This is a genomic window from Actinomadura meyerae, assembly GCF_900188445.1.
GTDB lineage: Bacteria > Actinomycetota > Actinomycetes > Streptosporangiales > Streptosporangiaceae > Spirillospora > Spirillospora meyerae.
Window position 1 is genome coordinate 212,149 of sequence record NZ_FZOR01000003.1, and the last position, 25,376, is coordinate 237,524.

A 25,376-nucleotide genomic window follows, 5' to 3' on the forward strand; every position below is an offset into this window, starting at 1 on the left:
CGATCAGACGACGACGATCCCGACGACGAGCATCTGCAGCAGCACGGCGGGGATGAGCACCGTCCACGCCGCCGCCATGGCCCTGTCCATGCGCAGCACGGGCACCCGCCCGCGCGTCCAGACCAGCAGGGCGAGGACGGCGGCCGCCTTCACCAGAAACCACAGCCATCCGGGCAGTAGCGGGCCCGCGCCGCCGCCGAGGAACAGCGGGACGGCGGCCGCCGCCGCCACCGCGAGCAGCCCGTACCGCCCGGCCAGGAAGACGAGCCGGTCGGGCCCGGTCAGCTCCGCCGCCGCGCCTCCGGCGAGGTCGCCGCCCACCGGGTGCCCGAGCGGGCCCCAGAACGCCATCGCCAGTGCCGAGAGCAGGTAGACGGCGAACGCGACCGGCATCCAGACCGCGAACCACAGCCCGTGCTGCGCCGCCGCGATGGCGCGCAGGTCCAGCGAGTGCGCGCCCAGCGCGGCGGTGATGAGCGCGAACATGTGCGGCAGCTCGTAGGCGAGGCCCTGCGCGAGGAACCGGTACCCGCCGACCAGCGCGTACGCGGAGTTGGCGCCCCATCCGGCGAGCCACACCGAGGCCCAGGCCACGACCTCCATCGCGTTGAACCAGACGACGCCGACGTCCGACCCGACGGCCGCCCGGTCGCCGATCGGCACGACCAGCGCCGCGAGCGCCGCCGCCACCGGCAGCGACACCACCCCGACCGCGGTCAGCAGCCGGTCGGCGCGGTGGGTGGCGCGCCGCTGCACGGTCAGCAGCCGCGCCGCCTCCCGGAACGGCCCGGCGGGACGTCCGGCGAGGGCCCCGCTGAGCGTCGCCGCCGCGACCGCCAGCGCACCGATGACGGCCACCTCAACCATCGGCGAGCGCCCCCAGGTCTGGGTCGAGGCTCGCCACGATCAGCCGCGCCTCGCCCAGCTCGGCTCCTTCCAGGAGGGACGGCAGCGCACCGAGCGCCTCCCCCGCCGGCATCGGCGGGGGCGCGTCCGCGCCCTCGATCTCCCTGAGCCATCCCTCGACCCGCTCCCGCACACCGGCGAAGCCGCGCGTCATCCACCGCAGGACGAGCGAGCGCCGGACCCTCCGGACGAACGCCGCCGGCCGCTCGGGCGAGGCTCCGGTCAGGGCCTCGTCCCGCAGCACGGCGGCCCGTTCCGCCGCCGTGTCCCACCCGGCGACGCGCAGGAACCGCGAGAGGCTGTCGAGGCGGGCCGCGACCCGCCGGTCCTCCGTCCAGAAGGTCTCGTCCGCCCGGTCGACGGCGGTGGCCTCCGCGGCCTGGACGACGTCCCCCTGCAACGTCAGGTCGACGCGCAGCCCGGCGGGCCAGTAGGGCAGGACCGGCCCCAGAGGTACGTGCAGGACGTCCAGCCGCAGCCCGTCCCGGTCGTCGGCCCGGTCGGCCATCTCCGCGCCGGACTCCAGCGGAGGCCGCTCCCCGCCTTCGCGCTCCCCGCCTCCGCGCTCCCCGCTCACGCCCCCGCCGTCCAGGCCGCGCCGCCTCGGCTCCGGCATGTCCCGCCAGACGGTCTCGATGGCCTCGGCCAGCGCCGGGCCGGGGCGGCCGCAGACGACGAGCGCGCCCGCCTCGGCGGGGGCGAGCGCGGGCCGCCACCGGCGCCGCCGCAGCTCGGCCTCGACCGCGAGCCGGTCCGCGGTGCCGTCCGCGGCCGCCACGACGAGCGGGCGCGGGTCGGCCGTCACGCCCACCGCAGCGCCCCCTCCCGCCACGCGTAGAGGACGCCGACGAGCAGCAGCGCCAGGAAGACGAACATCTCCACGACCGCCTTCACGCCCACCGACGCGACGACGACCGCCCACGGGTACATGAAGACCATCTCCATGTCGAAGGCCAGGAAGACCATCGACACCGTGTACCAGCGCACGTGGTACCGGGACAGCGCGTGCTCGGCCGGGCGCGCCCCCGACAGGAACGGCCCGCTCTCGAACCCGCGCGGCGCGAGCGCGAACGACGCCGCGTACACGCCCGCGACGAGCGCCAGGACCAGCCCGGCCACGGAGAGGGCGACGGCGTACGGCGGCATTGCCCCTCCGGGGTGTCGGCGGACCGGCTAGTCCGCCTCTACCTGATCAGGAGCGGCCCGAAACCTCACCCCGGCCCGGGATGCCCGCTCCCGTTGCCCTCCGCCCGCGCGTTGCGGTCGCGGTCGGCCGCGGCGGCGGCGAGGATCATCTCGTCCACGACCCAGCGGGCCTGCGGGGACAGGTCGACGAGGGCGCGCAGCACCTCCGGCCGGATGACGCCCTGCTCCACGTCCCGGCGCAGCGCCTGGATCGTGAGGTCGTCGCCGATCGGCGCGGACTCGCCCGCGAAGCCGAAGTAGCCGATCGGCACGCCGAAGAACGTGGCGAGCGCGGTCAGCGTCTTCAGCTGCGGGTTCTCCTGCCGCCCGGTGCGCAGCTTCCACACGGTGGTGGACGAGATGTCCTCGCCGGTGGCGGCCGCGATGGCGGCGGCCGTCTCCACGTTGTTGCGCGGCGGCGCGGCGTCCGCCGGCCACAGGTTCCGGATCAGCCACTCGACCTTCTCGGCCAGCGACGCCCCCGGCGAGACCCCGTCCGCGTGCTCGCGCATCATGCCCCTCCCCATGTCAGTGATTTTAGTTGACCACATCAGCGCTCGTCAGCCAAGGACACGCGCCGGGGCGGAACCGGAGAGGGAGGCGCCGGCTCCCCCTCAGGTCGGAGCCTCTCCTCCCCCGCGGGGAACTTTGCCGAGACTCGTTGCAAAGAGCCTTTGCAACTCCTAGCGTCGGCGGCATGAAGGAGCAACCCGAGCCGGAGCTGATCACCGACCCGGCACAGGTGCGGCTGCTCGCGCACCCGCTGCGGCGGCGGATCGCCGAGGTCCTGCGGCGCGGGCCCGCCTCGTCCACCACCCTCGCCCGCGAGCTCGGCGAGAGCACCGGGTCGACGAGCTACCACCTGCGGCGGTTCGCCGAGCACGGGTTCGTCGAGGAGGTGCCCGAGCTGGCGCGCGGGCGGGAGCGCTGGTGGCGGGCGGTGGACGCCGACCGCCGGCTGCCGCCGCACCGCGACCAGTCGCCGGAGATGCGCGCGGCGGTGGAAGAGGTGGTCCGGCTGGAGTTCGCGAACGAGCTCGAGATGCTCGGCCGCTTCCTGGGCGAGCGCGACGAACTCGGACCCTGGTCGGACGCGCTGCTCTACTCGTTCGCCACCGTCACGCTGACGCCCGACCAGGTGCGCCCCTTCTTCGAGGAGTACATCGCGCTCCTCTACCGGTACAAGCGCGCCGACGACGACCCGCCGCCGGACGCGCGCACCTTCCACGCCAGGTTCCTGGCGTTCCCGGAGGTCTAGAGCCCGGGCCGCCGAGTTGCCCCTCGCCGGCCCGGACGGGCGGAAGCCCGCATCACCACGCCGAACGGCGTGTTCCACGCAACGCGAACCCCCACCGGAAAGGAGAGCACCTCATGCTGCTCTCGCGCAAACGGCGGCCGCTCACATGGGCGGTCCTGCTGGCCTGGATCGCCATCACGGTCCTGGCGACGCCGCTCGCCGGCCGGCTCTCGGACGTCGTCCAGGCGAAGTCGTCGGCCGAGCTGCCGCGCGGCGCCCAGTCCACGCGGGTCGAGGAGCTGACGCCCCGCTTCCCCGGCGGCGAGCTCGCCCCGGGCATCATCGCCTACGTCCGGCCGGGCGGCATCACCCCGGCCGACCGCGCGAAGGCCGAGGCCGACCGGACGGCCCTCGCCCCGCTCGCCGCCGGGCCGGTCGGGCGGCCCGTCCCGTCCGGCGACGGCGAGGCGCTGATGCTCACCGTGCCGCTGAAGGACGACGACGCGCTCACCGACCGGGCCGAGCGGCTCCGCGACCGGGCCCTCGCGGACGCCCCGCCCGGCCTGGACGTGCGGCTGGCCGGCCCGGCGGGCGCCGCCCTCGACGTCGGGGACGCCTTCGAGAAGGTCGACAAGCCGGCGCTGCTGGCCACGGTCGCGCTGGTCGCCGCCGTGCTGCTGTTCACCTACCGCAGCCCGGTCCTGTGGCTGCTGCCGATCGTGAACGCGGCGATCGCCCTGCAGGTGACGGGCGCCGTCGTGTACCTCCTCGGCAGGCACGCCGGCCTCTACGTCGCGGACGGGACGTCCACGATCCTGAACGCGCTCGTGTTCGGCATCTCGACCGACTACGCGCTGCTGCTGCTCGCCCGCTACCGCGAGGAGCTGCGCCGCCATCCCGACCGGCACGACGCGATGCGGGCCGCGCTGCGCCGCGCCGCCGCGCCCATCGCCGCGTCCGCCGCGACGGTCGCGCTCGGCCTGCTCTGCCTGCTCGCCGCCCGCATGGGCTTCAACTACGCGCTCGGCCCGATCGGCGCCATCGGCGTCGCCGGCGGGCTGCTCGTCGTCATGTCGCTGCTGCCCGCGCTCCTGGTGATCCTGGGCCGCTGGGTGTTCTGGCCGCGCATCCCCCGCTACGGCGACGCCCCGTCCGGCCGCGGCGCCTGGGACCGCGTCGGCCGGCGCATCGCGGCCCGCCCCCGCCTCGTCTGGGTCGGCGGCCTGGCCGTCCTCGGCGCGCTCGCCGCCGCCTGCCTCGGCATCACCACGGGCCTGGACCGCGCCCACTTCCTCACGAGCACGCCCAGCTCCACCGTCGGCGAGAACCTGCTCGCCCAGCACTACCCCGGCGGCCAGGGCCGCCCCCTCCAGGTCATCACCGCGAAGCCCGACGCCGTCACCACCGCGCTCCGGGACGCCCCCGGCGTCGCCCGCGTGGGAACGCCGGAGACCTCCGCGGACGGCCGCCTGGCCAGGTTCGAGGTCGTCCTCACCTCGCCTCCCGACAGCGCGGCGGCGAAGCAGACCGTCCGCGACCTCCGCACGGCCGTCCCCGACGCGCTGTTCGGCGCGAGCACCGCCGCCGAGATCGACCTCGCCGACGCCCAGGCCCACGACCGCAGGGTGGTGATCCCGCTCGTGCTGGCCGTGGTGCTGCTCATCCTCATCGCCCTGCTCCGCGCGCTGGTCGCGCCGGTCCTGGTGGTCGCGACGGTCGTCGGGTCCTACTTCGCCGCCCTCGGCGCCTCCTGGCTGCTGTTCAGGTACGCGTTCGGCTTCCCCGCCCTCGACATCCAGGTCGCGCTCATGGGCTTCCTGTTCATGGTCGCCCTGGGCGTGGACTACAACCTGTTCCTCGTCTCCCGCATCCGCGAGGAGGTGGCGCGCGCCGACCACCGGACGGGCGTCCTGCGCGGTCTCGGCGTCACCGGCGGCGTCATCTCCAGCGCGGGACTCGTCCTCGCCGCCACGTTCGGCGTCCTCGGCGCCATGCCGGTCACGATGATGGTGGAGATAGGCGTCCTGGTCTCGCTCGGCGTCCTGCTGGACACCTTCTTCGTCCGCTCGGTCATCGTCCCCGCCCTCGCCCTGGACGCGGGCTCCCGCTTCTGGTGGCCCGCCCGCCCCCGAACGCCCGCCGCTCGACACCACCCGGAGGACCGCGAGGCGGCGCCGTCGCTCAGTGGACGCGAAACCGCGCCGTAAGGCCGTCGACGAGCCTTTTCCACACCGCGGCCTCGGTGCCGTCCAGCACGGCCGGTTCGCGGCGGTCGGTAACGGCCGCCACGAGCCGGCCGAGCGGTTCCCCACGGTGCAGGGCCCGCTCGGCGGCGTCATCGCCCGCCCAGGACCCCGCGTCGAGGAACAGCTCACCGGCCTGCTCCAGCAAGTGCCCATCCGGCCGCTCCGACTCCAGAAGATCCCGGTGGACGCCCGCGATGGCGTAGACGTTGACGGTGTCGACCCAGACGGTCAGCTCACCGTTCCGGGCGGCTTCGAGAACGATCGGCCAGGTGGACATGGCGGCGAGGTCGTGCCCGCGTTCCCCATGCCGGACGAGCCAGGCGACCAGGGCCCGTTCGGTGCGGAACACCTCGATCCGGCCGCCCGAGCCGAGGAACACCGGCTCGTCCCGCAGGTAGCAGCGCAGCGTGTGGAAGTCGCCGTCGTCCGTGGTGATCCGGATCGGGTCGATGCCGACGCTCTCCCAGAACGCCAGGCTCTCGCGCTCCAGATCCTTGAGGTATCCGATGTCGCCTCCCAGGCCGGTCCTGCCGACAGGATGCCGCAACGGCCGCGACGCCGCATCAGGGACCGAACGGCCGCCACCGGATGAGGAGCGCCAGCAGGAGCGGGCCCAGCGCGAGGCTGAACAGCACGTCGGTGAGCCAGTGCTCGTCCGCCACCGTCAGCGCCGCCGCCGTGGCGCAGCCGGTCGCCAGCGCGATGCCCCGCCGGCGCTGTGCGGGCAGCCGGGCGGCCGGGAACGCGATCACCAGCAGTTCCAGGATGAGCCAGACGAGCACGAACGCGTTGAGGGTGTGGCCGGACGGATAGGCGTTCCCGTGGGTGAACAGCACGTCCGTCCCGCTGTAGGGATAGGTCCGGGGTATCACCGACTTCAGCCCGGACTGCAGCAGCGACAGCCCGCCCACGATCGCCACGCCGACCACGAGACACCGGGCCGAACGCGTCCGCACGCTCGCGATGGCGGCCAGCGGAAAGATGACCGCCACCAGGTCGCCGCGCTGCCCGAGCTTCGTGACGAAGTGAACGGCCGCGAGCAGACCACCCCGGACGTGCGCGTCGCAGAACTCGTGGACGGCCCAGTCGAGCCGCCTGAGCGGTCCGTCGAGCAGCACGTCCGCGGCGACCACGGCCATGATCGCGACGGGCAGGCCGCGGCGCCGCCACCCCAGCGCCGCGGCCCGCCCGCGGACCGCCGTCTCCGGCTTCACGGCGTGAGGATCGCGCGGCCCCGCACGCGCCCGGCGTCCAGGTCGCCGACCGCGGACCGGAAGTCGTCCAGCGCGTACTTCCGGGTGTGCAGCGTGACCGCGCCGCGGGCGGCGAGGGCCATCAGGTCGCACAGGTCGTTGTAGGAGCCGACGAGGTTCCCGATGATGTTGATCTCGGCGGAGATGATGTCGATCGTCGGGACGTCGATGTTCTCGCCGTAGCCGACCACGTGGTAGTCGCCGGCCTCCCGCAGCATCCGCAGCCCCTCGGCGGTCGTGCCGCCCTCCCCGACGAAGTCGACGACGACCTCCGCGCCGCCGCCGGTGAGGTCGAGGACGTGCTCGACGTGGTCGCCGTCCGCGACGATCCCGTGGTCGGCGCCGATCTCGGTGGCGAGCCGCACGGCGTCCGGTTCGCGGTCCACCACGATGAACTCGGCCGGGCTGATCGCCTTGAGCACCTGGACGCCGATGTGCCCGAGCCCCCCGGCCCCGATCACCACGCACCGGTCCCGCGGGGTCAGCCGCCGCGCCGCCTTCGCCGCCGCGTGGTAGGCGGTGAGGCCCGCGTCGGCGAACGCCGCGACGTCCGCGGGCTCCAGCGACTCGTCCAGCTTCACGACGCTGCGCGCGGACGTCTTCAGGTAGTCGGCGTACCCGCCGTCGGCATCGATGCCGGGGAACCTGCTGTCCACGCAGTGCACGTCGTCCCCCGACCGGCACGCCCGGCACAGCCCGCAGGTGACGATCGGGTGCAGGATCACCTTGTCGCCCTCGGCGACGTTCGTGACCGCCGGCCCGACCCGGTGCACCCACCCGGCGTTCTCGTGGCCGATCGTGTACGGCAGTTCCACGCCGGACTTCCCGGCCCACTGCCCTTCGAGGATGTGCAGGTCGGTCCGGCACACCCCGGCTCCGCCGATCCGCACCACGACGTCGAACGGCCCGTCCGCCTCGGGAACGGGCACCTCCGCCATCCGCAGGTCCTCGCCGTACCCGACGACCCGCACGGCCCGCATAGTGCTGCTCATGGACTCGCCCCTACCCAGGCGCGCCCCTGATGATCGCCCGCACCGGGGCATGAAAAAACCGCAGGTTCCCCTGCGGTTCCACGTGTACCCCCGAGCGGATTCGAACCGCCGTTACCGCCTTGAGAGGGCGGCGTCCTAGGCCACTAGACGACGGGGGCCGGACGTCTGCCCCGGCGCGATCTCCCGCCCGGGCCGAGACCAGCCTACCGGACGCGCCACCCCACCTCGACCAGATTTCCCGCCCCACACCCCCGCATAAATCACACACGGCCACAACGATCACCAACGACCGCGAAGGAACAGGCCGACGCTTCACATCGGCCCGCACAGAAGAGCGATACCGAGAAGGCTTATGCCCTGGTCAGGGAAAACGTCCTTGGACGTCGCAGAAAAAGGTCTCTCGAGTACGCCCCGGCCACCGTGAGGGCGAAGCCCGAACACCGGGGGTTCCAGGGGGTCGCCCCCCTGGGAAGACACCAGAGGTCGGCGAAATCGCCCGAAGGGCGATGAGCAGCCGTAGGCCAGTACCCCCGAGCGGATTCGAACCGCCGTTACCGCCTTGAGAGGGCGGCGTCCTAGGCCACTAGACGACGGGGGCGTGTGTCCGCCTCTTGGACGGACGCAGCTGGGGTACCAGGACTCGAACCTAGACTAAGTGAACCAGAATCACTCGTGCTGCCGATTACACCATACCCCAGTGAGGTACGGGCTCCCGTTCCGTTTCCGGCCGGTCGCTCGCGCCTCGATGAGAATACAGGGTCTTGGGACAACCGCCAAAACGATTGGCCGGGCGGGTCTCAGCGGGTGAAGTCGGGTGGCCCGATGTGCTCCCGCCCCCAGTCCACGAGGGGGCGCAGGCGCCGCCAGGCGGTCCGCACCCGGGTGCGGACCTCGCCGGGGTCCGCCGTCCAGGGGTCGGCGGGCCAGCCGGTGCCGGCGTAGAGGGAGCGGTGCCGCAGCAGGTCGAGGCGCGGATGGTCGGGCGGGAAACCGCGGGGGCGGGTCTTGAGCCGGTCGCCCGCGATCTCCATGCCGGCGCCGCGGAGGTCGTCCACGATGGCCTGGAGCTCGCGGCCGGAGGTTTCGGACGCGACCGCTTCGCGGTACCGGCGGAGCTGTTCAGGGGTGGGCGCGTACATGCCGCCCGCGACCATCAGGCCGTCGGCGTCGACCTGGATGTAGAACCCCTGGGCGGTGTGGCCGCCCTGGTGCGTCTTGTACGGCGACTTGTCCTTGCTGAAGCGGACGTCCCGGTAGGGCCGGAAGAGCTTGATCGCGCCGAACTCGTCTTCGAGTTCGGCGCACAGCTCGGCCATCGGTCCGCGCACGTGGCGCTCGTAGATCTCCCTGTGGGACGTCCAGTAGGGCTTGCTGTTGTCGCCCTGCAGGCCCTCGTAGAAGGTGAACGCCTCGTCGGTGAAGCCGCCGAACGCCATGGCTCAGTCGCGGGAGACGACGCGGTTGGTGAGGCTTCCGATGCCCTCGATCGTGACGGTCACCTCGTCGCCGATCTGCATCGGGCCGACGCCGGCGGGGGTGCCGGTGAGGATGACGTCGCCGGGCAGCAGCGTCATGACCTGGGTGACGTACTCGATGAGGGCCGGGATGCCGTGCAGCAGCTGCGAGGTCCGGGCGTCCTGGCGGACCTCTCCGTTGACGGACGTGGTGATGGCCAGGTCGGCGGGGTCGGCCTCGGTCTCGATCCAGGGGCCCATCGGGCAGAACGTGTCGAAGCCCTTGGCCCGCGTCCACTGCCCGTCCTTCTGCTGGAGGTCGCGTGCGGTGACGTCGTTGGCGCAGGTGTAGCCGAGGATGACCTCGGCGGCGCGGGACGCGGGCACCTCGCGGCACAGGCGGCCGATGACGACGGCGAGCTCGCCCTCGTGGTCGACGCGCTCGGACAGCTTCTCCGGGTACATGATCGCCTCGCCTGAGCCGATCACCGCGGTGGACGGCTTGGAGAAGATCACCGGTTCCGCGGGCGGCTCGCCCCCGCCCATCTCGCGGACGTGGTCGGCGTAGTTCTTCCCGATCGCGATGATCTTGCTGGGCAGGATCGGCGCGAGCAGCCGGACGTCGGCGAGCGGAAAACGCTGCCCGGTGAACGTCGGCTCACCGAACGGGTGGGCCGCGATGGCGGCGACGGTGTTCTCCTCCACCACACCGAAGGACATGCCGTCGTCGGTGGAGAACCTGGCGATACGCATGTTCGAGAGCCTAGTACGCCGGTCAGAAGCCGCATGCCCCGCCGTTGAGCTCGCAGTCCTTCGGGGTGGACGCCCGTCCCGCCGCGCCGTACTGGATCTCCCAGGTGCCGCCGGGCGGGATCGCGCGGGCGCCGTCCAGGTTCCGGATCTCCACCTCGGTCCCGCCGTGCACGAGCGCCGCGCCCCAGATGTTCTTCACGTCCGCGCCGGGGGCGCGGAACGTGAGCTTCCAGGTCTTCATCGGGCGGTCGGTGCGGTTGGTGATGACCATCCTGCCCTCGAAGTACCCCTCGTCCTGCTGGACGAGCTGGTAGGTGATGCCGTCGCCGCGCACGAGCGGGCCGATCGGGGCGGTGGTCACCGGCGGCGGCCCGCCGGGCTGCCCCGCGGGAGGCTGACCGCCGCCGGGCGGTGCCGCGGGCGGCGTCCCGCCCGGGGAGGGCTCACCGGGCGACGGAGCCGGGGCGGGGCCGCCGGTCGCCGGAGCGGACGCCGCGGGAGACGCCGCCTTCGGGGACGCGTCCCCGGCCTGCGGTTCCTCCGAGCCGCCTCCCGCGAGCCAGAGCGCGACGAGCCCTGCGGCGGCCAGCAGCACCACGGCACCGACCGCGGCGACCAGGACGACCAGGAGTTTGGACCGCGCCGGCGGCGCTTCCGTGGCCGGTGCCGCCGGGGCGGTCTCGGCGGGCCGGGGGCCGGTCCCGGCGAGGTCGGGCGACGGCATCGCGAAGGCGGCGGCCGCCGGATCGCCCGCGCCCGGGGCGGCCGTCTCCTGCTCGGCGCCGAACTGCTCCGTCCAGGGGGCCTCCCCCATGCCCACGACCGGCGCAGGTGGAGGCGGGGGCGGAGGCGCGGGCCGATCCGGCTCTTCCCGGGGCGGGGCGTGCTCTTCGAGCCGGATGTCCGCGACCGTCGCGGACGCCTTCTCCGGCGCGTCCCGGGACGTCACGCCCGGATCCTCAGCGGCGAAATCCAGCGAAGTCGCTTCGGGGTCGTCTTCCGGATCGTCCTCGGGGTCGTCCTCCGGATCGTCCGCCGGAAGGTCGTCGTCAAGAACGTCGTCGGCCGGAAGGTCGTCGAGGGTGACACCCGGAGCACCGGCCGGCTCGTCGGCCAGGACGTCCTGGACCGTCGAGCCGGCGGGGCCGTCGGCGGGGCCGTCGACGAGGGTGGCGTCGCCGCCCGCCCCCGCGTCCCCCGCGGCGGCGAGGCCGCGGATACGGAACTCGGCGGTCGTCTTGTGGTCCGGGGGCACGTACCCGGGCTCCTCGCCGCTCAACTCGTCCACCCTCCGCTGTCGTCGATCTCATGGAGTCCGACGACGGGCGGAGCGGTTCGGTTCACGGCGAACCGGGCGGTGTACGGGGTGCGTGCGAGGGGCGGACGGGGTGCGTCAGCCCGCGGGGGCGGGCTCCAGCCCGCGGCGCGCGGCCTGGCGCAGTTGCCGGTTGAGCATGTCGGTGATGAGCTCGATGGCGTCCGGGGTGGTGGTGTCGAGGGCGCCGCTGAGCCAGCGGGCGGCCTCGGCGATCAGCTCCCCGGCCTCGTCGCCGGCGGTCCCGGCGTCGGCCATCCGCCCGAGCACGGCGCCGAGGCGCAGCGCGGCGTCGGCCCGGCCGGACTCGGCGGCCCGCCGGTACCAGCCGGCGGCCTGCTCGAGGTCGCCCTCGCGCTCGTACATCTCCCCCAGGCCGAAGGCGACATCGGCCCATGTCCCGTCCGTGGGACGCCCAAGGTCCTCGGGGGTCCAGGGTCGAGCGGGCATGCGATCACTCCGGCTGGTCGGTTCACTGGGCGCGGGCACGCGGGAACGCCACGCGTGCCGTGCGGTACCCATAGTGGACGCCGTTGACAAAAACCGCCACCGGTTTGGCCGAGTTTGATGAACTTTCTGCGCAGCCACACCGATACCGGCGGAAACATCCTCGTTCGTGCGAACGAGCGGGCAGGTCAGCCCGCGGTGTAGCGGAGCAGCGCGTCCTCGAAGCCGTCGTGCCCGGCAGCGTAGGAGCGGAGCGCGACCGGGGCGCCCTCCCCGCCGCGTTCCAGCGCCCGCGCGACGGAGCGCGGGTCGGGCAGCACGCCGCCCCCGAGCCGCACGGGGTCGCGCAGCACCGTCCGCACGCCGGGCTCCCCGGAGACGAACTCACCGAGCACGAAGCCCTGGGACTCGTTCCACACGACGGCCTGAAGCCCGAGGACGAAGGTCGCGTCACGGGGGCTGGACGGGTCCAGCCAGACGTCGCCGAGCGCCACGCCGCTCGCCTGCAGCTCATCGCCGACCCGGGTGATGTAGCCGCGGGTGGCGTCGACGAAGGGGTCCGAGTGAGGCAGGGGCCGAATTCGGTCGATCACTGGGTCATCCCTCTCTTCGCTCTTATTACGAAGTATGAGGGAAGTTGATCCCATATGTCCCGTTTCCATGGGAGGAATTTGGCTGAAGGCAGGCCAAACAGCCCCGTTCACCACATTCCTCCCTTCAGTACCCCGCGTCTCCGGGCGGTCAGGCCGAGGCGAGCCGGGGGACGAGCTGCGGGACGAGCCACGGCCCGACGGCCATCGCGCCCGCCCCGGCCGAGCAGATCGCGGTCAGCCGCACCGGCGCGCCCGCCCGCCGCCCCAGCTCGGCCGTGACCGCCATGACCGCGACTCCGGTGAGGGCGAGGCGCAGGGCGCCCTCCCACGGTTCCCGGCCGGCGGGCGGCTCGACGACCGGCGTCAGGCTCAGGACCGGGACCGCCCCCGGACCCGGCTGCTCCGGCATGGCCGCCTCGTCCACCAGGACGCGCTCCCCCGCCGGGCCGGGCCCGGCGGGCCACCCCGGCGCCACCGGCCGCACCGGCGCGCTCGGCTGCTCAGGCGCGCTCGGCGCCGTGTCCATCCGGCTGTCTTCCACCTCGACGCTCCTTAGGTCAGCGGCCCGCCCCGCGGCGACCGGAGATCATGTGCGCGGCCCGTCCAGGCCGCGGACGGTGACCAGCCGCGGCGCGCGCCCGCCGGCGGCCGCCGTGGCGGCCTCGCCGCGCAGGTCGGCGTGGCGCGTGCGGAGGCCGATGCCGACGGTGTAGAGGACCAGGGTCAGGAAGAGCGCCGCGGGGACCAGGATCCACAGCGCGACCAGCGCGGTCATGGTGAACCTCCTCCGGGTTCGCGATATCCCTTACGTCTGGGACGTCCTGCTGATACCGTTGTCGCTGTTCTTCTGTGATTAACTTGTACCAACAAGTCTCTCAGGTAAGGTGTACCCTTTCTTGGGATTGCAAACACCTGGGATGGGAAGTACTTGAGGAGAAGTCCGGTTCGGTGCACGTCCCACTCATCCGGGAACCGGCACGACCGGACCGGCAACCGGCCGGAAGGGAGCGGATCCGATGGCCCGCACGACGCCTCTCCGCTGGCGTGACATCGCCGACGACCTGCGCCGGCGCATCGAGTCCGGCGATCTGGCGTCCGAGGACGGCTCGTCCGGGCGGCGTCCGCTCCCGCCCGAGAAGGAGCTGGAGCTGCACTACCGCGCGTCCCGCAACACCGTCCGGGACGCGCTCGCCTGGCTCCGGCAGCAGGGGTACGTCGTCTCCGAGCAGGGCAAGGGGACGTTCGTCGTGCCGCGGCCCGACATCGTCCACGTCACGCTCCGCGCCGTCGAACTCGGGCTCGCGCCCGGCGCCGTGTCGGACGACTGGTACAACCGCGACGCCGCCATCCCCGTCGGCCGCAACGCCTCGGTGTCGCAGGTCAAGGTGGAGGTCCAGGAGGGCACGAAGGTCATCGCCCGGTACCTGCAGACGAAGTCCGGCTCGGAGTTCATCTCCCGGCACCAGGAGATCTTCCTGGACGACAAGCCGTGGGTGCTGCAGACGTCCTTCTATCCGCTGGAGTTCGCCACCAACGGCGCGTCCCGGCTGCTGTACCCGCGCGACATCCCCGAGGGCGCCGTGGCGTACCTGGGCGAGGCCCTCGGGTACCGCGAGGTCGGCTTCCACGACGAGATCAAGGCCCGCGTCCCGGACGAGAACGAGAAGCGGTTCTTCCGCCTCGGCGACTCCGCGGCGAGCGTCGTGTTCGAGACCGTCCGGACCGCCTACTCCTCCGACGGCAAGGCGTTCCGGGTCACCGTGACGGTCTGGCCCGCGGACCGCACGCGCCTGCACTACAACGACGGCGACGTCCCCCTCGACGTCCTCAAGACGCCCGGCCTGGCCTCCACCGACGAGCCGGGGACCGACTCCCCGGCGGAGGCCGCCGGCGGCGGATAGCCCGGCGGCCGCCCGTCCGCGGCGGCCGTCGCACAGTGCCCATACGCCCCCCTTCCCGACCGGGTGGGAGCCCCTGCGCTCCCACCGCACGGCCGGGAGGCGGGGGCTCGGTCCTTCTCGGAGTCAGGAGCACGTGGACACAGACACCGGGGCCCGCCAGCGCAGTCGGGCCGCTGAACCCAGGTACCGCATCCGCCCGGCACGGCCGGACGAGCTCCGCGTCGTCCTCGGCCTGATCGACCACGCGGCCGACTGGCTGCGGGGGAAGGACACCCGGCAGTGGGAGCGGCCCTGGCCGAGCCCCGAAGGGCGGATGAAGCGGGTCCACGAGGCCCTGGTCAACGGGGAGACCTGGCTGCTGTTCGACGCGGCCGCCCCGATCGGGACCGTCTCCATCAGGACGCTCGGCCAGGAGGAGCTCTGGACCGCCGAGGAGCGCGAGACCGAGGCCGTCTACCTGCACCGGCTCGTCGTCCACCGCGCGTACGCGGGCACGGGCCTCGGCGCCGAACTGATCGACTGGGCCGGGCTCAAGGGCGCGTCCCTGCAGCGGAACGCCGAACTGATCAGGGTCGACGTCTGGACCGACAACCACGCGCTCCACGACTACTACCGCGGCCTGGGCTTCGTCCATGTCGCGACCCGCACGACCAGCGACGGCACGCCCTCGGGCGCCCTCTTCCAGAGACCTCTCGCCGCGTCCCGGCCGGACCGCCCATGGCGCATCGGGGAGCAGCCCGCGCACCTCGCGAACCCGCCGCTCACCGGGCAGGACGTCCACATTCCCTGAGACGGCCATTCCCTGAGACGGTCATGCCCTGAGACGGCCGGGCCGCGCCCGCCGGAACGCGCGGGCGGCCGACCGACCGGCGTGCCGGACGGGACGTCAGACGAAGCGGACGAGCATGAGGTCGCTGTCGGGGGTCTCGCGCCAGTAGAAGGCGCCGGGCTTGCGGGACATGCCCTCGATCTCGCCGGCGATGATCAGCGCGCGGTTGATGCAGTCGGTCTTGTTGTAGCCGGTCTGCTCCTGGAGCCGCTGGAGGGCCTGGACGGCCTTGCCCGTCAGGTTGACCGTGACGCGCTCGCTCTGCGGGACCGCCTCCGCGCCGGGGTTCCCGGCGGCCGCGGCGCGGCCGGGATCGTCGGCGTCCATGGACCCGCCCGAGGTCTCGGAGGCTGCTCGGGATGTCGTCATGAGCGCTCACTCCTATCCGGGGCGCGGAGCCCGGGCCGCCCGCGCGCCTTCCGGCGCCGGGACCGGAATGCCCCGCCGGTCAGGCGACCATACAGCCCTCCGTCAGCAAATCCATGCCCAACGTACAGCATGCAGGACAAGGCTTCCCCGGCCCTCCGGGTGAGAAACCTGCGTTATCTCTGTCTTGCCATCGAGCCACATAACAGTTACCGACTTTCAAGCAGTCTTCATATGGCTTTCGTATGTATCTCGCCCTAGTCTCTGTGATGGGAGACGTGGGGACGGAACGGACGCCGAGGGGCCGGGGGCGGCACTATGCCCGGCCTTCCCGGGGGAAGGAAGACTCCGTGGAACTGAACCGCTGGAGGGCGCGGTCGCGGAGGCGCACGGCCCCGCACGCGGGCACGGCGAGCACGCACGCGGGCACGACGAACGTGAAGGCCATGACCGCGGTGACGCTCGCGGCCGTGGTGCTCGGATACGCGGTGGGCGGCTCGGCGACCGCCGCCGTCGGCGGGTTCCTGACGTTCCTCACGTTCCCGGCGGTGGCCGTGGCCAACGCCCTCGTCCAGTACCTGAAGGCCGGCACGCTGCAGGAGACGCCCGGACCGCCGGTGGTGGCCGCCGCGGCGGAGCCCCGCCTGCTCGCGGTCCCCGGCCCGGCCGCGCCCACCGCCACGGCGCCGTTCTGGGACGCGCTGACCCCCGCCGAGCGGCATGATCTGACCGCACGCGCGCGCAGGCACCTCTACCGCGCCGAGGAGGTCCTGTGCCGGGAGGGCGGGGTCGCGGGCGAGGTCATCGTGATCCTCTCCGGCTGGACGCGGGTGTGGGTCCACGAGGGCGCCGAGCAGCGGATCATCGCGTTCCGGGGCGCCGGGGAGGTGGTCGGCGAGCGGGCGGCGCTGGTGGTGCGGGACCGGTCCGCGACCGTGACGGCGGAGAGCGACGTCCAGGCGCTGCGCGTCGGCGCACGCGAGTTCGGCGCCTTCCTGGACCTCAACCCGCGCGTGCGGGCCGTCCTGGAGCAGCAGGTCTACCGGCGGCAGGTCGAGAAGCACGCCTTCCACGACGTGCGGGGCAACTGCTCGATCCTCATCACCGACATCACGCGGTTCAGCTCGCCCGTCCGCACCGACGCCGACCGCGAGTACGTGCTGTCGGCCATGTACGACCTGATGGGCGAGGCGTTCACCGCGTCCGGCCTCGACCTCGGCCGGATCTACCAGGAGGACCGCGGCGACGGCGCGCTCGTCGTCGTCCCGCCGACCACGCCGACCGACGCGGTCGTCGACCCGATGCTCGCGCACCTGGCGGCGGAGCTGCGGCGGCACAACCGGCGCGCCGCCGAGGCCACCCGGCTGCAGCTGCGCGCCGCGCTGCACGTCGGCCCGGTGCAGCGGGGCCCGAAGGGCGTCGCCGGGACGGCCATCATCACGACGCGGCGGATGGTGGACGCCCCGGCGGTCAAGCGCCGCGTCGCCGAGACCGGCGCCGACCTGGCGTTCGTCACCTCCGACTTCGTGTACGACACGGTGATCGCACCCGCTCCCGGCCTCGTCGACCCGAACCGCTACTCGCGGGTCAGGGTCCGGCTGAAGGAGGCGTCGCTGTCGGCGTGGCTGATGCTGGAGGGCGGCGGGTCCAGGCTCCGCGCGGTCTGAGGGTCAGGGGTCAGGAGGCCACGAGGTCCTGGTAGTCGGGGTGCTTGCCGATCCACTTCTTGATGAAGGGGCACAGCGGGACGACCGACTGGCCCTTGGCCCGCACGTCGTCCAGGGCGCCCCGGGCGAGCGCTCCCCCGATGCCCTTGCCCTCGAAGGCGGGGTCGACCTCGGTGTGGATGAAGACGACGGAGCCCTCCCCTCGCTCGTACTCCACGAACCCGGCGAGCTCTCCGTCCACCGTGATCTCGTAGCGGCTCTGCCCGGGGTTGTCCGTAACTTCGGTGCTCATGCCCCGATAATGCCCCGGGGCCCCGCGGCATTCCCGGCCGGGTCGCCCCGGCGCGGCCGCCTCAGCCCGCGTCGTATCCGGCGCGGAGCAGGCAGTAGCTGACGGCCTCCTCCAGGGCCTGCCAGGACGCGGCGATCACGTTGTCCTCGACGCCGACCGTGCCCCACTCGCGCTCGCCGTCGCCGGACTCGATCAGCACCCGGGTCCGGGCGTCGGTGCCGTGCGCGCCCTCCAGGATGCGGACCTTGTAGTCGACCAGCTCCAGCCGCGCCAGCTCCGGGTACAGCCGGCCGAGGGCGAGGCGCAGCGCGTTGTCGAGGGCGTTGACGGGGCCGTTGCCCTCGCCGGTCGCGATGATCCGCTCGCCCTTGGCGTGCAGCTTGACGGTGGCCTCGCTGACCATGGACCCGTCGGGCCGCCGCTCCACGATCGACCGCCACGACTCGACCTCGAAGTGCCGCTGCCGGACGCCGGTCAGCTCCTCGCGCAGCAGCAGCTCGAACGAGGCGTCCGCGGCCTCGAAGGTGTAGCCGGTGGACTCCAGCTCCTTGACCTTGGCGACGACGTCCTTGGCCTTCTCACCGGACAGGTCGTAGCCCAGCTCGCGGCCCTTCAGCTCCACGGACGCGCGCCCCGCCATGCTCGACACCAGCATCCGCATGTCGTTGCCGACGGCGGCCGGGTCGATGTGCTGGTACAGGTCGGGGTCGACCTTGACCGCGGACGCGTGCAGGCCGGCCTTGTGCGCGAACGCCGACACGCCCACGTAGGGCTGCTGCGAGCTCGGCGCGACGTTGGTGACCTCGGAGACGGCGTGCGCGATGCGGGTCATCTCGGAGAGCTGCGCGTCCGACACGAGCCGCATGCCCCGCTTGAGCTGCAGGTTGCCGACGACGGTGAACAGGTTGGCGTTGCCGCTGCGCTCGCCGTACCCGTTGGCGCAGCCCTGCACGTGGGTGGCGCCGGCCTTCACCGCGGCGAGCGTGTTCGCCACCGCGCAGCCGGAGTCGTCGTGGCAGTGGATGCCGACGCGGACGCCGTACCCGACGACCTCGTGGACGACCTCGGCCAGCTCGTCCGGCAGCATGCCGCCGTTGGTGTCGCAGAGCGCGACGACGTCCGCGCCCGCCTCGGCGGCGGTGCGGACCGCCTCCAGCGCGTAGGCGCGGTTGGCCTTGTAGCCGTCGAAGAAGTGCTCGGCGTCCAGGAAGACTCGTTGGCCCTCCGCGCGCAGGTGGGAGACCGTGTCGCGGATCATCGCGAGGTTCTCCTCCAGGGTCGTGCGGAGGGCCAGCTCGACGTGCCTGTCGTGGCTCTTGGCGACCAGGGTCACGACGGACGCGCCGGATTCGCGCAGGGCGGCGACCTGGGGGTCGTCGGCCGCCTTCGCCCCGGCCCGGCGGGTCGCGCCGAACGCGGTGAGCCGCGCGTGCCTCAGGTCGAGCTCTGTTCGAGCGCGCCTGAAGAACTCGGTGTCCTTGGGGTTGGCGCCGGGCCAGCCGCCCTCGATGAAGCCCACGCCCAGGTCGTCGAGGTGCCGCGCGATGGCGAGCTTGTCGGGCACGGAGAGGTTGAGCCCCTCCTGCTGGGACCCGTCGCGCAGGGTGGTGTCGTAGACGTGGAAAGCGTCGCCTTGCATAGGTGAGAACCCCCAGAGGGTGGCGCCAGGGCACAAAAAAGACCCCTCACGGACGTGAGAGGTCTGCGCGCCGGCGGTGTCCCGTTAGCTGCCGGCGCGCCAGCCGATAATGACGAGGCTGTTGCGCATGATGCGCTCCAGTCTGCCACAGGCGTCGAATGCTTGGGACATCCGTCTCGGATGGTGAGACGGCCATGCCCCGGCAGTGGCCTGCCGGGGCCGGTGGAACCGCAGGTCGGACGACTAAACGATCTTGTGGACCCAGCCGTAGGGGTCGGGGCGGGTGCCGTACTGGATGCCGACCAGTTCCTGGCGGAGCCGCATCGAGATCTCGCCGGGCTCGCCGTCCCCGATCGTCCACTCCCGGTCCCGGCCCTTGACCCGGCCGACCGGGCTGATGATCGCGGCGGTGCCGCAGCCGAACACCTCGGTGATCTCGCCCGACGCGCAGCCCTGCTGCCACTCGTCGATGCTGATCTTGCCCTCCGCGGCCGGGATGCCGAGGTCGGGCGCCAGCTTGAGCATCGAGTCGCGGGTGACCCCGGCGAGCAGCGTGCCGGTGAGCGCGGGGGTGAGCAGGCGGGCGTGCGATCCGGAGCCGTAGACGAACATGAGGTTCATCGAGCCGACCTCCTCGACCCAGCGGTGCTCCACCGCGTCGAGCCAGACGACCTGGTCGCAGCCCTGCGCGACGGCCTCGGCCTGCCCGGCGAACGACGCCGCGTAGTTGCCGCCGAACTTGGCCTCGCCCGTCCCGCCGGGGGCGGCGCGGGTGTAGTCCTGCGACAGCCACACCGAGACGGGCTTGATGCCGCGCGGGTAGTACAGCCCGGACGGCGACGCGATGACCATGAACAGGAACTCGCTCGCCGGGCTGTTGACGCCGAGCGCGCGGGTCGTGGCGAACATGAACGGCCGCAGGTAGAGGCTGTGGCCCTCGGTGTCGGGGACCCAGTCCCGGTCGGTGCGGACGAGCAGCTCGATCGCGTCGACGAACAGCTGCTCGGGGATCTCCGGCATCGCCATCCGCTTGGCGGAGCGGTTCATCCGCGCCGCGTTCATGTACGGCCGGAAGGTGACGATGGACCCGTCCGGCTGCTTGTAGGCCTTGAGACCCTCGAAGAGCTCCTGGGCGTAGTGGAAGACCTGCGAGGCCGGGTCCATCGGGATCGGCCCGTAGGGCTGGAGTCTCGCGTCGTGCCAGCCGCGCTCGGCCGAGTACCTGATCGTGACCATGTGGTCGGTGAAGTGCCGGCCGAAGCCGGGATCGGCCAGGACCGCGGCCCGCTCGGCGGCGCTCGCGGGCCGCTCGGTGCGCGTGATCTCGAACTCCAGGGTGTCGCTCATCGCGGTTCGTCCTCTCGCGGATCGCCGGGCGGCCCCATCGCCGCTGTGGCGTCTCTCATCCCTATTGTCGTACTTCGTCTAGACCTGCTCCTCCACGCGCGGCGCATGCCGAAGACCGGGTGCGCCGCGAGAGCACACCCGGTCCGTCCGGACGGGGGCGTGCCCTACCCGGATACTCGCTTGGCGATCGCGTCGCCGATCTGGGACGTGGACCGGGCGCCCAGCGCGGCGCGCTCGGCCAGGTCGTCGGAGACGGCCTGCTCGACCAGGCGGGCGGCCTCGCCCTCCCCGATGTGGTCGAGCAGCATGGCGACGGACAGGATCGTGGCGGTCGGGTCGGCCTTGCCCTGCCCGGCGATGTCGGGGGCGCTGCCGTGCACCGGCTCGAACATCGACGGCGCCGTCCGGTCGGGGTTGACGTTGCCGGACGCCGCGAGCCCGATCCCGCCCGCGATCGCGGCGCCGATGTCGGTGATGATGTCGCCGAACAGGTTGTCGGTGACCACCACGTCGAACCGCTGCGGCTGGCTCACGAAGAACATCGTCGCCGCGTCGACGTGCACGTAGTCCGTGGAGACCTGCGGGTACTCCTCGCCGACCCGCTTGAGGACGCGCTGGTACAGGTCGCCCGCGAAGGTGAGCACGTTGTCCTTGTGGACGAGCGTGAGCTTCTTGCGCGGACGGGACGCCGCGACCTCGAACGCGTACCGGATGACCCGCTCGACCCCGTACGCGGTGTTCACGCTCTCCTGCGTGGCGACCTCGTGCGGCGTGCCCTTGCGCAGCACCCCGCCGACGCCGGTGTAGGGGCCCTCGGTGCCCTCCCGGACGACGACCATGTCGATGTCGGCGGGCGACACGCCGGCGAGCGGCGTCGCGACGCCGGGGAACAGCTTCACCGGCCGCAGGTTGACGTAGTGGTCGAGCTCGAAGCGGGTGCGCAGCAGCAGGCCGCGCTCCAGCGTCCCGCTGGGCACGCTCGGGTCGCCGACCGCGCCGAGCAGGATGACGTCCTGCTCGCGCAGCTCGGCCAGCACCGAGTCGGGCAGCGTCTCCCCCGTCCGGTGCCAGCGTGCGGCGCCCAGGTCGTAGGAGGTCTGCTCGAACGTAAGGTCGCCGGGCACGGCGCCGAGGACCTTCAGCCCCTCGGCGACCACCTCGGGGCCGATCCCGTCGCCGGGGATGACGGCCAGACGAATGCTGCGCGAAGCCATGCGCGCACTCTACTGCAAACGTCTCAATGCCTGGGCTTCCGTCTCACGATCCGGTCAAGAGCCCGCAATCGCCGCACATCCCGCCGCCGGGCACCCGGTAGTACAGGCAGCAGCTCCTGCGGACGAACCGGTCGTCCAGGGTGCCCGCGAGGGGCTCCCGTGCGAGGAGCTCGCGCACCAGCGCGGCCCGCACCGGGGACCCCGGCACCCGCATCGTGCCCGCCAGCGCCGACGCCGCGTTCCCCCACACGAGCCCGCCCGCCATCCGGACGATCTCGGCCATCGAGGCCCGCAGCGGCCGGAGAAGGCCGTCCACGACCATGGGGTGGATCACCGAGGCGGCCTCGGCAGGGCCGTCGACCCGCCAACCGCGCGGCTCCGGAACACCGAGCCTGATCGGCTCGCCGGGCGCCCATGACCACTGCAACTCCGCCATGTCGGGCACGACGCCGACCGCCGCCGCCGCGAGAACCGGCGACCACACGCGCGCCGCGAGCCCCTGGAAGAGCAGGGAGGCGGCGACCCGCCGCTCCCCCGTGCCGAGCCGCTCGGCATGATCGAGGGTCAGGTCACCGAGGCGCGGGCCGTCAGTCCCGAACGGCCGCCAGGTGCCGCCGTCCGTCCCGCCCGCGCGAAGCTCGAAGTAGGGCCCGAGCCGACCGGCATCGCGCAGGACTCCGGCGACCTCATCAGTCCTGGCAACGTCCACCCGCCCAGTCTCGCAGCAGGCAGGGAAACGGCCGGGGCGGTGTCACCAGCGCCCCGGCCGCTGTCGCTCTCCGGCCCGCCGGACTACTCGGCCCGGCGGTCCAGGGCGGTCTGCAGGGCTCGGGCGGCCTCTTCTTCGGCTTCCTCGGCCGTGGTGTTCCAGGTGTCGTCCATGGCAAATGCTCCAAGTTCGCTGTGCTGTGGCGGGAGGGGCCGTCGCCGGGAGCGTGGGTTCGCACGGTCCGGCGGGGGCATCGGGCTCACGGCCAGGCAGGGCCTCCGCAGCGGGTGCCGGCCAGCCGATGATCAGGCCCCGCTGCGGCCAGCGAAGGATTACTACGAAGCGCCGCATGACTACCTGCGAGAATACCTCCGCCACGGCGGGTTGTCCCGATCCGTGGCGGAGGTTCTCAATATGTGAGACGAGCGGCGGGCGGTCAGCCCTCCAGGTCGACGCGGCGGCCCATGTCGGCGCCGACCTCGCGGGTGATGGCGTCCACGAGCTGCGGCGCGATGGCGGAGTCGACGGTGAGGGCGATCAGCGCCTTGCCACCCTTGGCGTCCCGGCCGACCTGCATGCCGGCGATGTTGACCTGCTCGTCGCCGAGCAGCTTGCCGACGGCGCCGACGATGCCGGGGCGGTCGACGTAGGAGAAGAACGCCATGTGCTCGGTCGGGACGAGCTCCATGTTGTAGCCGTTGATCTCGATGATGCGCTCGGCGTGCTTGGGGCCGGTGAGCGTGCCGGAGACCGAGACGACGGCGCCGTCGGCCATCGTGCCGCGCACCTGCACGACGTTGCGCCAGTCGGGGCTGTCCTCGGAGGTGGTGAGGGTGACCTCGACGCCGCGGTCGCGGGCCAGCAGCGGCGCGTTGACGAAGGTCACGGCCTCCTCGATGACGTCCACGAAGACGCCCTTGAGCGCGGCGAGCTCCAGGACCTTCACGTCGTGCTCGGCGATCTCGCCGCGGACGACGACGTCGAGCCGGACCGGGACGCCGCCGGCGAGCGCGGTGAAGATGCGGCCGAGCTTCTCGGCGAGCGGCAGGCCGGGCTTGACGTCCTCGGCGACCGCGCCGCCCTGCACGTTGACGGCGTCCGGCACGAACTCGCCGGACAGCGCGAGCTTCACCGAGCGGGCGACCTGCGTGCCCGCCTTCTCCTGCGCCTCGTGGGTGCTGGCGCCGAGGTGCGGGGTGACCACGACGTTGTCGTGGTGGAACAGCGGGCTGTCGGTGCAGGGCTCGCTGCTGAACACGTCGAGCCCGGCGCCGGCGACGCGGCCGTCCTTGAGCGCGAGGTCGAGGGCCTGCTCGTCGACGATCCCGCCGCGCGCGGCGTTGACGATCCGCACGTTCGGCTTGACCTTGTGCAGCTCGGCGTCGCCCACCAGGCCGAGGGTCTCGGGCGTCTTCGGCAGGTGGACGGTGATGAAGTCGCTCTCGCGCAGCAGTTCGTCGAGCGTGACCAGCCTGACGCCGAGCTGGGCGGCGCGGGCGGCCTGCACGTACGGGTCGAAGGCGATCACGTTCATGTCGAAGGCGGCCAGGCGCTGGGCGACCAGGACGCCGATCCGGCCGAGGCCGAGCACGCCGACGGTCTTGCCCTGCAGCTCGACGCCGGTGTACTTCGAGCGCTTCCACTCGCCCTGCTTGAGCGCGGCGTGGCCCTGCGGGACGTTGCGCGCGGTGGCGAGCAGCAGCGCGATCGCGTGCTCGGCGGCGGTGACGATGTTGGACGTGGGCGCGTTGACGACCATGACGCCGGCCTTGGTGGCGGCCTCCACGTCGACGTTGTCGAGGCCGACGCCGGCGCGGGCGACGACGCGGAGCTTCCTGGCGTGCTGGAACACCTCGGCGGTGACCTTGGTGGCGCTCCGGACGATCAGGGCGTCGACGTCGGCGACGGCCGGGAGCAGCTGCTCGCGGTCGCTGCCGTCCACGCTCCGGACCTCGAAGTCGGCCTCCAGCACGGCGATGCCGGCCGGGGAGAGTTCTTCTGCGACGAGGACGACGGGCTTGCTCAAGAGGAAACAGTCCTTCGAAAAGTGGATGTTCGTGTGGTGTGCGTGCAGATGAGTGCAGGTGAAGTCGCGAGTCACCTCGTCGTGGACCTCGCCCCCGGCAGCCGAGTCTATAACCAGGGGGCGGCGGCGGTTCGCGGCAGGGAAAGACTGGCCGGTAACTGCGGGTTCGCCCCGTTCTGTCAGGCGGCGTTCGGTTCCGGTACGGCGGCGAGCACGGACGCCACCCGCTCGGCGTCGGCGACGTGCACGTGCGGCACGTCCACGAACACCCGCAGCGGCCCGGCGGGCAGCCCGAGCTCCTCGGCGACGCCGAGCTGCACCTCGCGCAGCGGGATGTACATCAGGTAGGCGCGGTGGACGTTCTGCGACCGGAACATCGCGGTCATGGTCAGCCGGTAGCCGCGGATCCGGAACGACAGCGCGGTGAGCGCAGGCAGCCCGTCGGCCGGCTCGCCCGGGATCGTCAGCGAGATCCACGCGCTGGTCGTCCACGGCCTGGCCCGCAGCAGGTCGACCACCCACCGGATCTGGTCGTGGCCGTCCAGGTCGTGCAGCCGGGGCCAGTACCGCCCGCGGACGACGCGGCGGGTGCGCTCCTGGGCGCGCCGGACCAGCCGCGCCCGGTCGCCGTGCTCGTGGAGGATCGGGTCCTCCCAGCTCAGCGAGGCGACCTCGAACAGCAGCGGGGGCCCCTCGATGATGGGCCCGCCGTCCTCCAGCCCGGCCTCGCCGGCGGACCAGACGTGCCGCAGCACGCCGATCCACGCGCGGCCGCAGGTCTCCCAGCGCCGGACGTCGTTGTCCCCATGCGCCGGCATGTCATGACTCCGCGCCGTTATTCAGGAAATTGACTAGCCGTACGATCGCCGCGCCGTCGCGCAATTGCGCGCCGCCTCCGGTCCGCGGCGGTCCGCCGCCCTCGATCGACCTCACACCGTTCATCCGCTCCGCGCCAGGACCGTTCCGGCGGCGGTCACACGGGTGTTCGCGCAGGTTCTCCGCGCG

The 25,376-nt window shown here is 72.7% G+C and carries 27 protein-coding genes and 3 tRNA genes; 5 read left to right on the forward strand and 25 right to left on the reverse strand.

The features are described 5' to 3' along the window. Positions 1-3 precede the first annotated feature (3 nt). The 4 genes from CHF16_RS05665 to CHF16_RS05680 form a co-directional block, all read right to left on the reverse strand. Positions 4-867 (reverse strand): NADH-quinone oxidoreductase subunit H, encoded by an 864-nt coding sequence (locus CHF16_RS05665; protein ID WP_089324817.1) that lies wholly within the window; start codon positions 865-867, stop codon positions 4-6. Continuing rightward, positions 860-1,717, reverse strand: a complete 858-nt coding sequence (locus CHF16_RS05670) for a hypothetical protein (RefSeq protein WP_218826531.1) — start codon at positions 1,715-1,717, stop codon at positions 860-862. Before CHF16_RS05670 ends, CHF16_RS05665 begins: the two co-directional genes overlap by 8 nt. Then, positions 1,708-2,052, reverse strand: a complete 345-nt coding sequence (locus CHF16_RS05675) for an NADH-quinone oxidoreductase subunit A (RefSeq protein ID WP_089324819.1) — start codon at positions 2,050-2,052, stop codon at positions 1,708-1,710. The genes CHF16_RS05670 and CHF16_RS05675 overlap by 10 nt, the downstream gene beginning before the upstream one ends. 65 nt (positions 2,053-2,117) lie before the next feature. Next, a complete protein-coding gene (locus tag CHF16_RS05680; protein WP_143227884.1) occupies positions 2,118-2,618 on the reverse strand; it encodes an XRE family transcriptional regulator in 501 nt (166 codons plus the stop codon). A gap of 170 nt (positions 2,619-2,788) precedes the next feature. On the opposite strand from CHF16_RS05680, the gene CHF16_RS05685 reads away from it, so the two are divergent. Beyond that, complete coding sequence (locus CHF16_RS05685; RefSeq protein ID WP_089324821.1) at positions 2,789-3,349, forward strand: ArsR/SmtB family transcription factor; 561 nt, start codon at positions 2,789-2,791, stop codon at positions 3,347-3,349. 113 nt (positions 3,350-3,462) lie between these two features. After that, positions 3,463-5,535, forward strand: coding sequence for an MMPL family transporter (locus CHF16_RS05690; protein WP_089324822.1), 2,073 nt, complete (start codon positions 3,463-3,465; stop codon positions 5,533-5,535). Here the strand turns inward: CHF16_RS05690 and CHF16_RS05695 are convergent. The 13 genes from CHF16_RS05695 to CHF16_RS05755 all read right to left on the reverse strand — a co-directional run bounded on the left by CHF16_RS05695 (position 5,510) and on the right by CHF16_RS05755 (position 13,156). Continuing rightward, complete coding sequence (locus CHF16_RS05695; protein WP_089324823.1) at positions 5,510-6,121, reverse strand: hypothetical protein; 612 nt, start codon at positions 6,119-6,121, stop codon at positions 5,510-5,512. The two genes, CHF16_RS05690 and CHF16_RS05695, sit on opposite strands and share 26 nt — an antisense overlap. A 16-nt stretch (positions 6,122-6,137) precedes the next feature. Beyond that, positions 6,138-6,788, reverse strand: a complete 651-nt coding sequence (locus CHF16_RS05700) for a phosphatase PAP2 family protein (RefSeq protein ID WP_089324824.1) — start codon at positions 6,786-6,788, stop codon at positions 6,138-6,140. Continuing rightward, positions 6,785-7,819, reverse strand: coding sequence for an NAD(P)-dependent alcohol dehydrogenase (locus CHF16_RS05705; protein WP_245868237.1), 1,035 nt, complete (start codon positions 7,817-7,819; stop codon positions 6,785-6,787). The genes CHF16_RS05700 and CHF16_RS05705 overlap by 4 nt, the downstream gene beginning before the upstream one ends. 85 nt (positions 7,820-7,904) lie before the next feature. Further along, positions 7,905-7,977: transfer RNA gene (locus tag CHF16_RS05710), tRNA-Glu, on the reverse strand. Between the two features lie 367 nt (positions 7,978-8,344). Beyond that, a tRNA-Glu gene (locus CHF16_RS05715) sits at positions 8,345-8,417 on the reverse strand. A gap of 27 nt (positions 8,418-8,444) precedes the next feature. Beyond that, a tRNA-Gln gene (locus CHF16_RS05720) sits at positions 8,445-8,516 on the reverse strand. Positions 8,517-8,616: 100 nt separating this feature from the next. Further along, positions 8,617-9,255 (reverse strand): DUF2461 domain-containing protein, encoded by a 639-nt coding sequence (locus tag CHF16_RS05725; protein ID WP_089324826.1) that lies wholly within the window; start codon positions 9,253-9,255, stop codon positions 8,617-8,619. A 3-nt stretch (positions 9,256-9,258) separates the two neighbouring features. After that, positions 9,259-10,026 (reverse strand): fumarylacetoacetate hydrolase family protein, encoded by a 768-nt coding sequence (locus tag CHF16_RS05730; protein ID WP_089324827.1) that lies wholly within the window; start codon positions 10,024-10,026, stop codon positions 9,259-9,261. A 22-nt stretch (positions 10,027-10,048) separates the two neighbouring features. Next, positions 10,049-11,314: a cellulose binding domain-containing protein gene (locus tag CHF16_RS05735; protein ID WP_089324828.1), complete on the reverse strand. Its 1,266-nt coding sequence runs from the start codon at positions 11,312-11,314 to the stop codon at positions 10,049-10,051. A 105-nt stretch (positions 11,315-11,419) separates the two neighbouring features. Next, positions 11,420-11,791 (reverse strand): tetratricopeptide repeat protein, encoded by a 372-nt coding sequence (locus CHF16_RS05740; protein WP_143227885.1) that lies wholly within the window; start codon positions 11,789-11,791, stop codon positions 11,420-11,422. A 185-nt stretch (positions 11,792-11,976) separates the two neighbouring features. Further along, complete coding sequence (locus CHF16_RS05745; RefSeq protein ID WP_089324830.1) at positions 11,977-12,381, reverse strand: DUF6292 family protein; 405 nt, start codon at positions 12,379-12,381, stop codon at positions 11,977-11,979. 148 nt (positions 12,382-12,529) lie between these two features. Further along, entirely contained in the window at positions 12,530-12,922 is a 393-nt protein-coding gene (locus CHF16_RS05750) for a hypothetical protein (RefSeq protein WP_143227886.1), read from the reverse strand. Positions 12,923-12,967: 45 nt separating this feature from the next. After that, positions 12,968-13,156, reverse strand: coding sequence for a hypothetical protein (locus tag CHF16_RS05755; RefSeq protein ID WP_089324832.1), 189 nt, complete (start codon positions 13,154-13,156; stop codon positions 12,968-12,970). A 241-nt stretch (positions 13,157-13,397) separates the two neighbouring features. Here CHF16_RS05755 and CHF16_RS05760 point away from each other — a divergent pair, with 241 nt between their 5' ends. Next, positions 13,398-14,282: a GntR family transcriptional regulator gene (locus tag CHF16_RS05760; RefSeq protein ID WP_089324833.1), complete on the forward strand. Its 885-nt coding sequence runs from the start codon at positions 13,398-13,400 to the stop codon at positions 14,280-14,282. 133 nt (positions 14,283-14,415) lie between these two features. Next, positions 14,416-15,072, forward strand: a complete 657-nt coding sequence (locus CHF16_RS05765; RefSeq protein ID WP_089324834.1) for a GNAT family N-acetyltransferase — start codon at positions 14,416-14,418, stop codon at positions 15,070-15,072. A 96-nt stretch (positions 15,073-15,168) separates the two neighbouring features. Here the strand turns inward: CHF16_RS05765 and CHF16_RS05770 are convergent, their stop codons facing one another. Beyond that, on the reverse strand, positions 15,169-15,480 hold the full coding sequence (locus tag CHF16_RS05770) for a hypothetical protein (RefSeq protein WP_143227887.1): 312 nt from the start codon (positions 15,478-15,480) through the stop codon (positions 15,169-15,171). 347 nt (positions 15,481-15,827) lie between these two features. On the opposite strand from CHF16_RS05770, the gene CHF16_RS05775 reads away from it, so the two are divergent. Next, positions 15,828-17,144, forward strand: a complete 1,317-nt coding sequence (locus tag CHF16_RS05775) for a cyclic nucleotide-binding domain-containing protein (RefSeq protein ID WP_143227888.1) — start codon at positions 15,828-15,830, stop codon at positions 17,142-17,144. Positions 17,145-17,154: 10 nt separating this feature from the next. Here CHF16_RS05775 and CHF16_RS05780 read toward each other — a convergent pair whose 3' ends face one another. The 7 genes from CHF16_RS05780 to CHF16_RS05810 form a co-directional block, all read right to left on the reverse strand. Beyond that, a complete protein-coding gene (locus tag CHF16_RS05780) occupies positions 17,155-17,436 on the reverse strand; it encodes a GNAT family N-acetyltransferase (RefSeq protein WP_089324837.1) in 282 nt (93 codons plus the stop codon). Between the two features lie 61 nt (positions 17,437-17,497). After that, entirely contained in the window at positions 17,498-19,075 is a 1,578-nt protein-coding gene (cimA, locus tag CHF16_RS05785; RefSeq protein ID WP_089324838.1) for a citramalate synthase, read from the reverse strand. A gap of 243 nt (positions 19,076-19,318) precedes the next feature. Then, positions 19,319-20,422, reverse strand: a complete 1,104-nt coding sequence (locus tag CHF16_RS05790; protein ID WP_089324839.1) for a branched-chain amino acid aminotransferase — start codon at positions 20,420-20,422, stop codon at positions 19,319-19,321. 164 nt (positions 20,423-20,586) lie between these two features. Further along, the gene (locus CHF16_RS05795) at positions 20,587-21,636 is read right to left on the reverse strand and encodes a 3-isopropylmalate dehydrogenase (RefSeq protein WP_089324840.1); all 1,050 of its coding nucleotides are present in this window, start codon (positions 21,634-21,636) and stop codon (positions 20,587-20,589) included. 43 nt (positions 21,637-21,679) lie between these two features. Further along, positions 21,680-22,345, reverse strand: a complete 666-nt coding sequence (locus tag CHF16_RS05800; protein ID WP_089324841.1) for a (2Fe-2S)-binding protein — start codon at positions 22,343-22,345, stop codon at positions 21,680-21,682. Positions 22,346-22,781: 436 nt separating this feature from the next. Further along, positions 22,782-24,371, reverse strand: coding sequence for a phosphoglycerate dehydrogenase (gene serA / locus CHF16_RS05805; RefSeq protein WP_089324842.1), 1,590 nt, complete (start codon positions 24,369-24,371; stop codon positions 22,782-22,784). 179 nt (positions 24,372-24,550) lie between these two features. Beyond that, on the reverse strand, positions 24,551-25,189 hold the full coding sequence (locus CHF16_RS05810) for a thymidylate synthase family protein (RefSeq protein WP_245868238.1): 639 nt from the start codon (positions 25,187-25,189) through the stop codon (positions 24,551-24,553). Positions 25,190-25,376 lie beyond the last annotated feature (187 nt).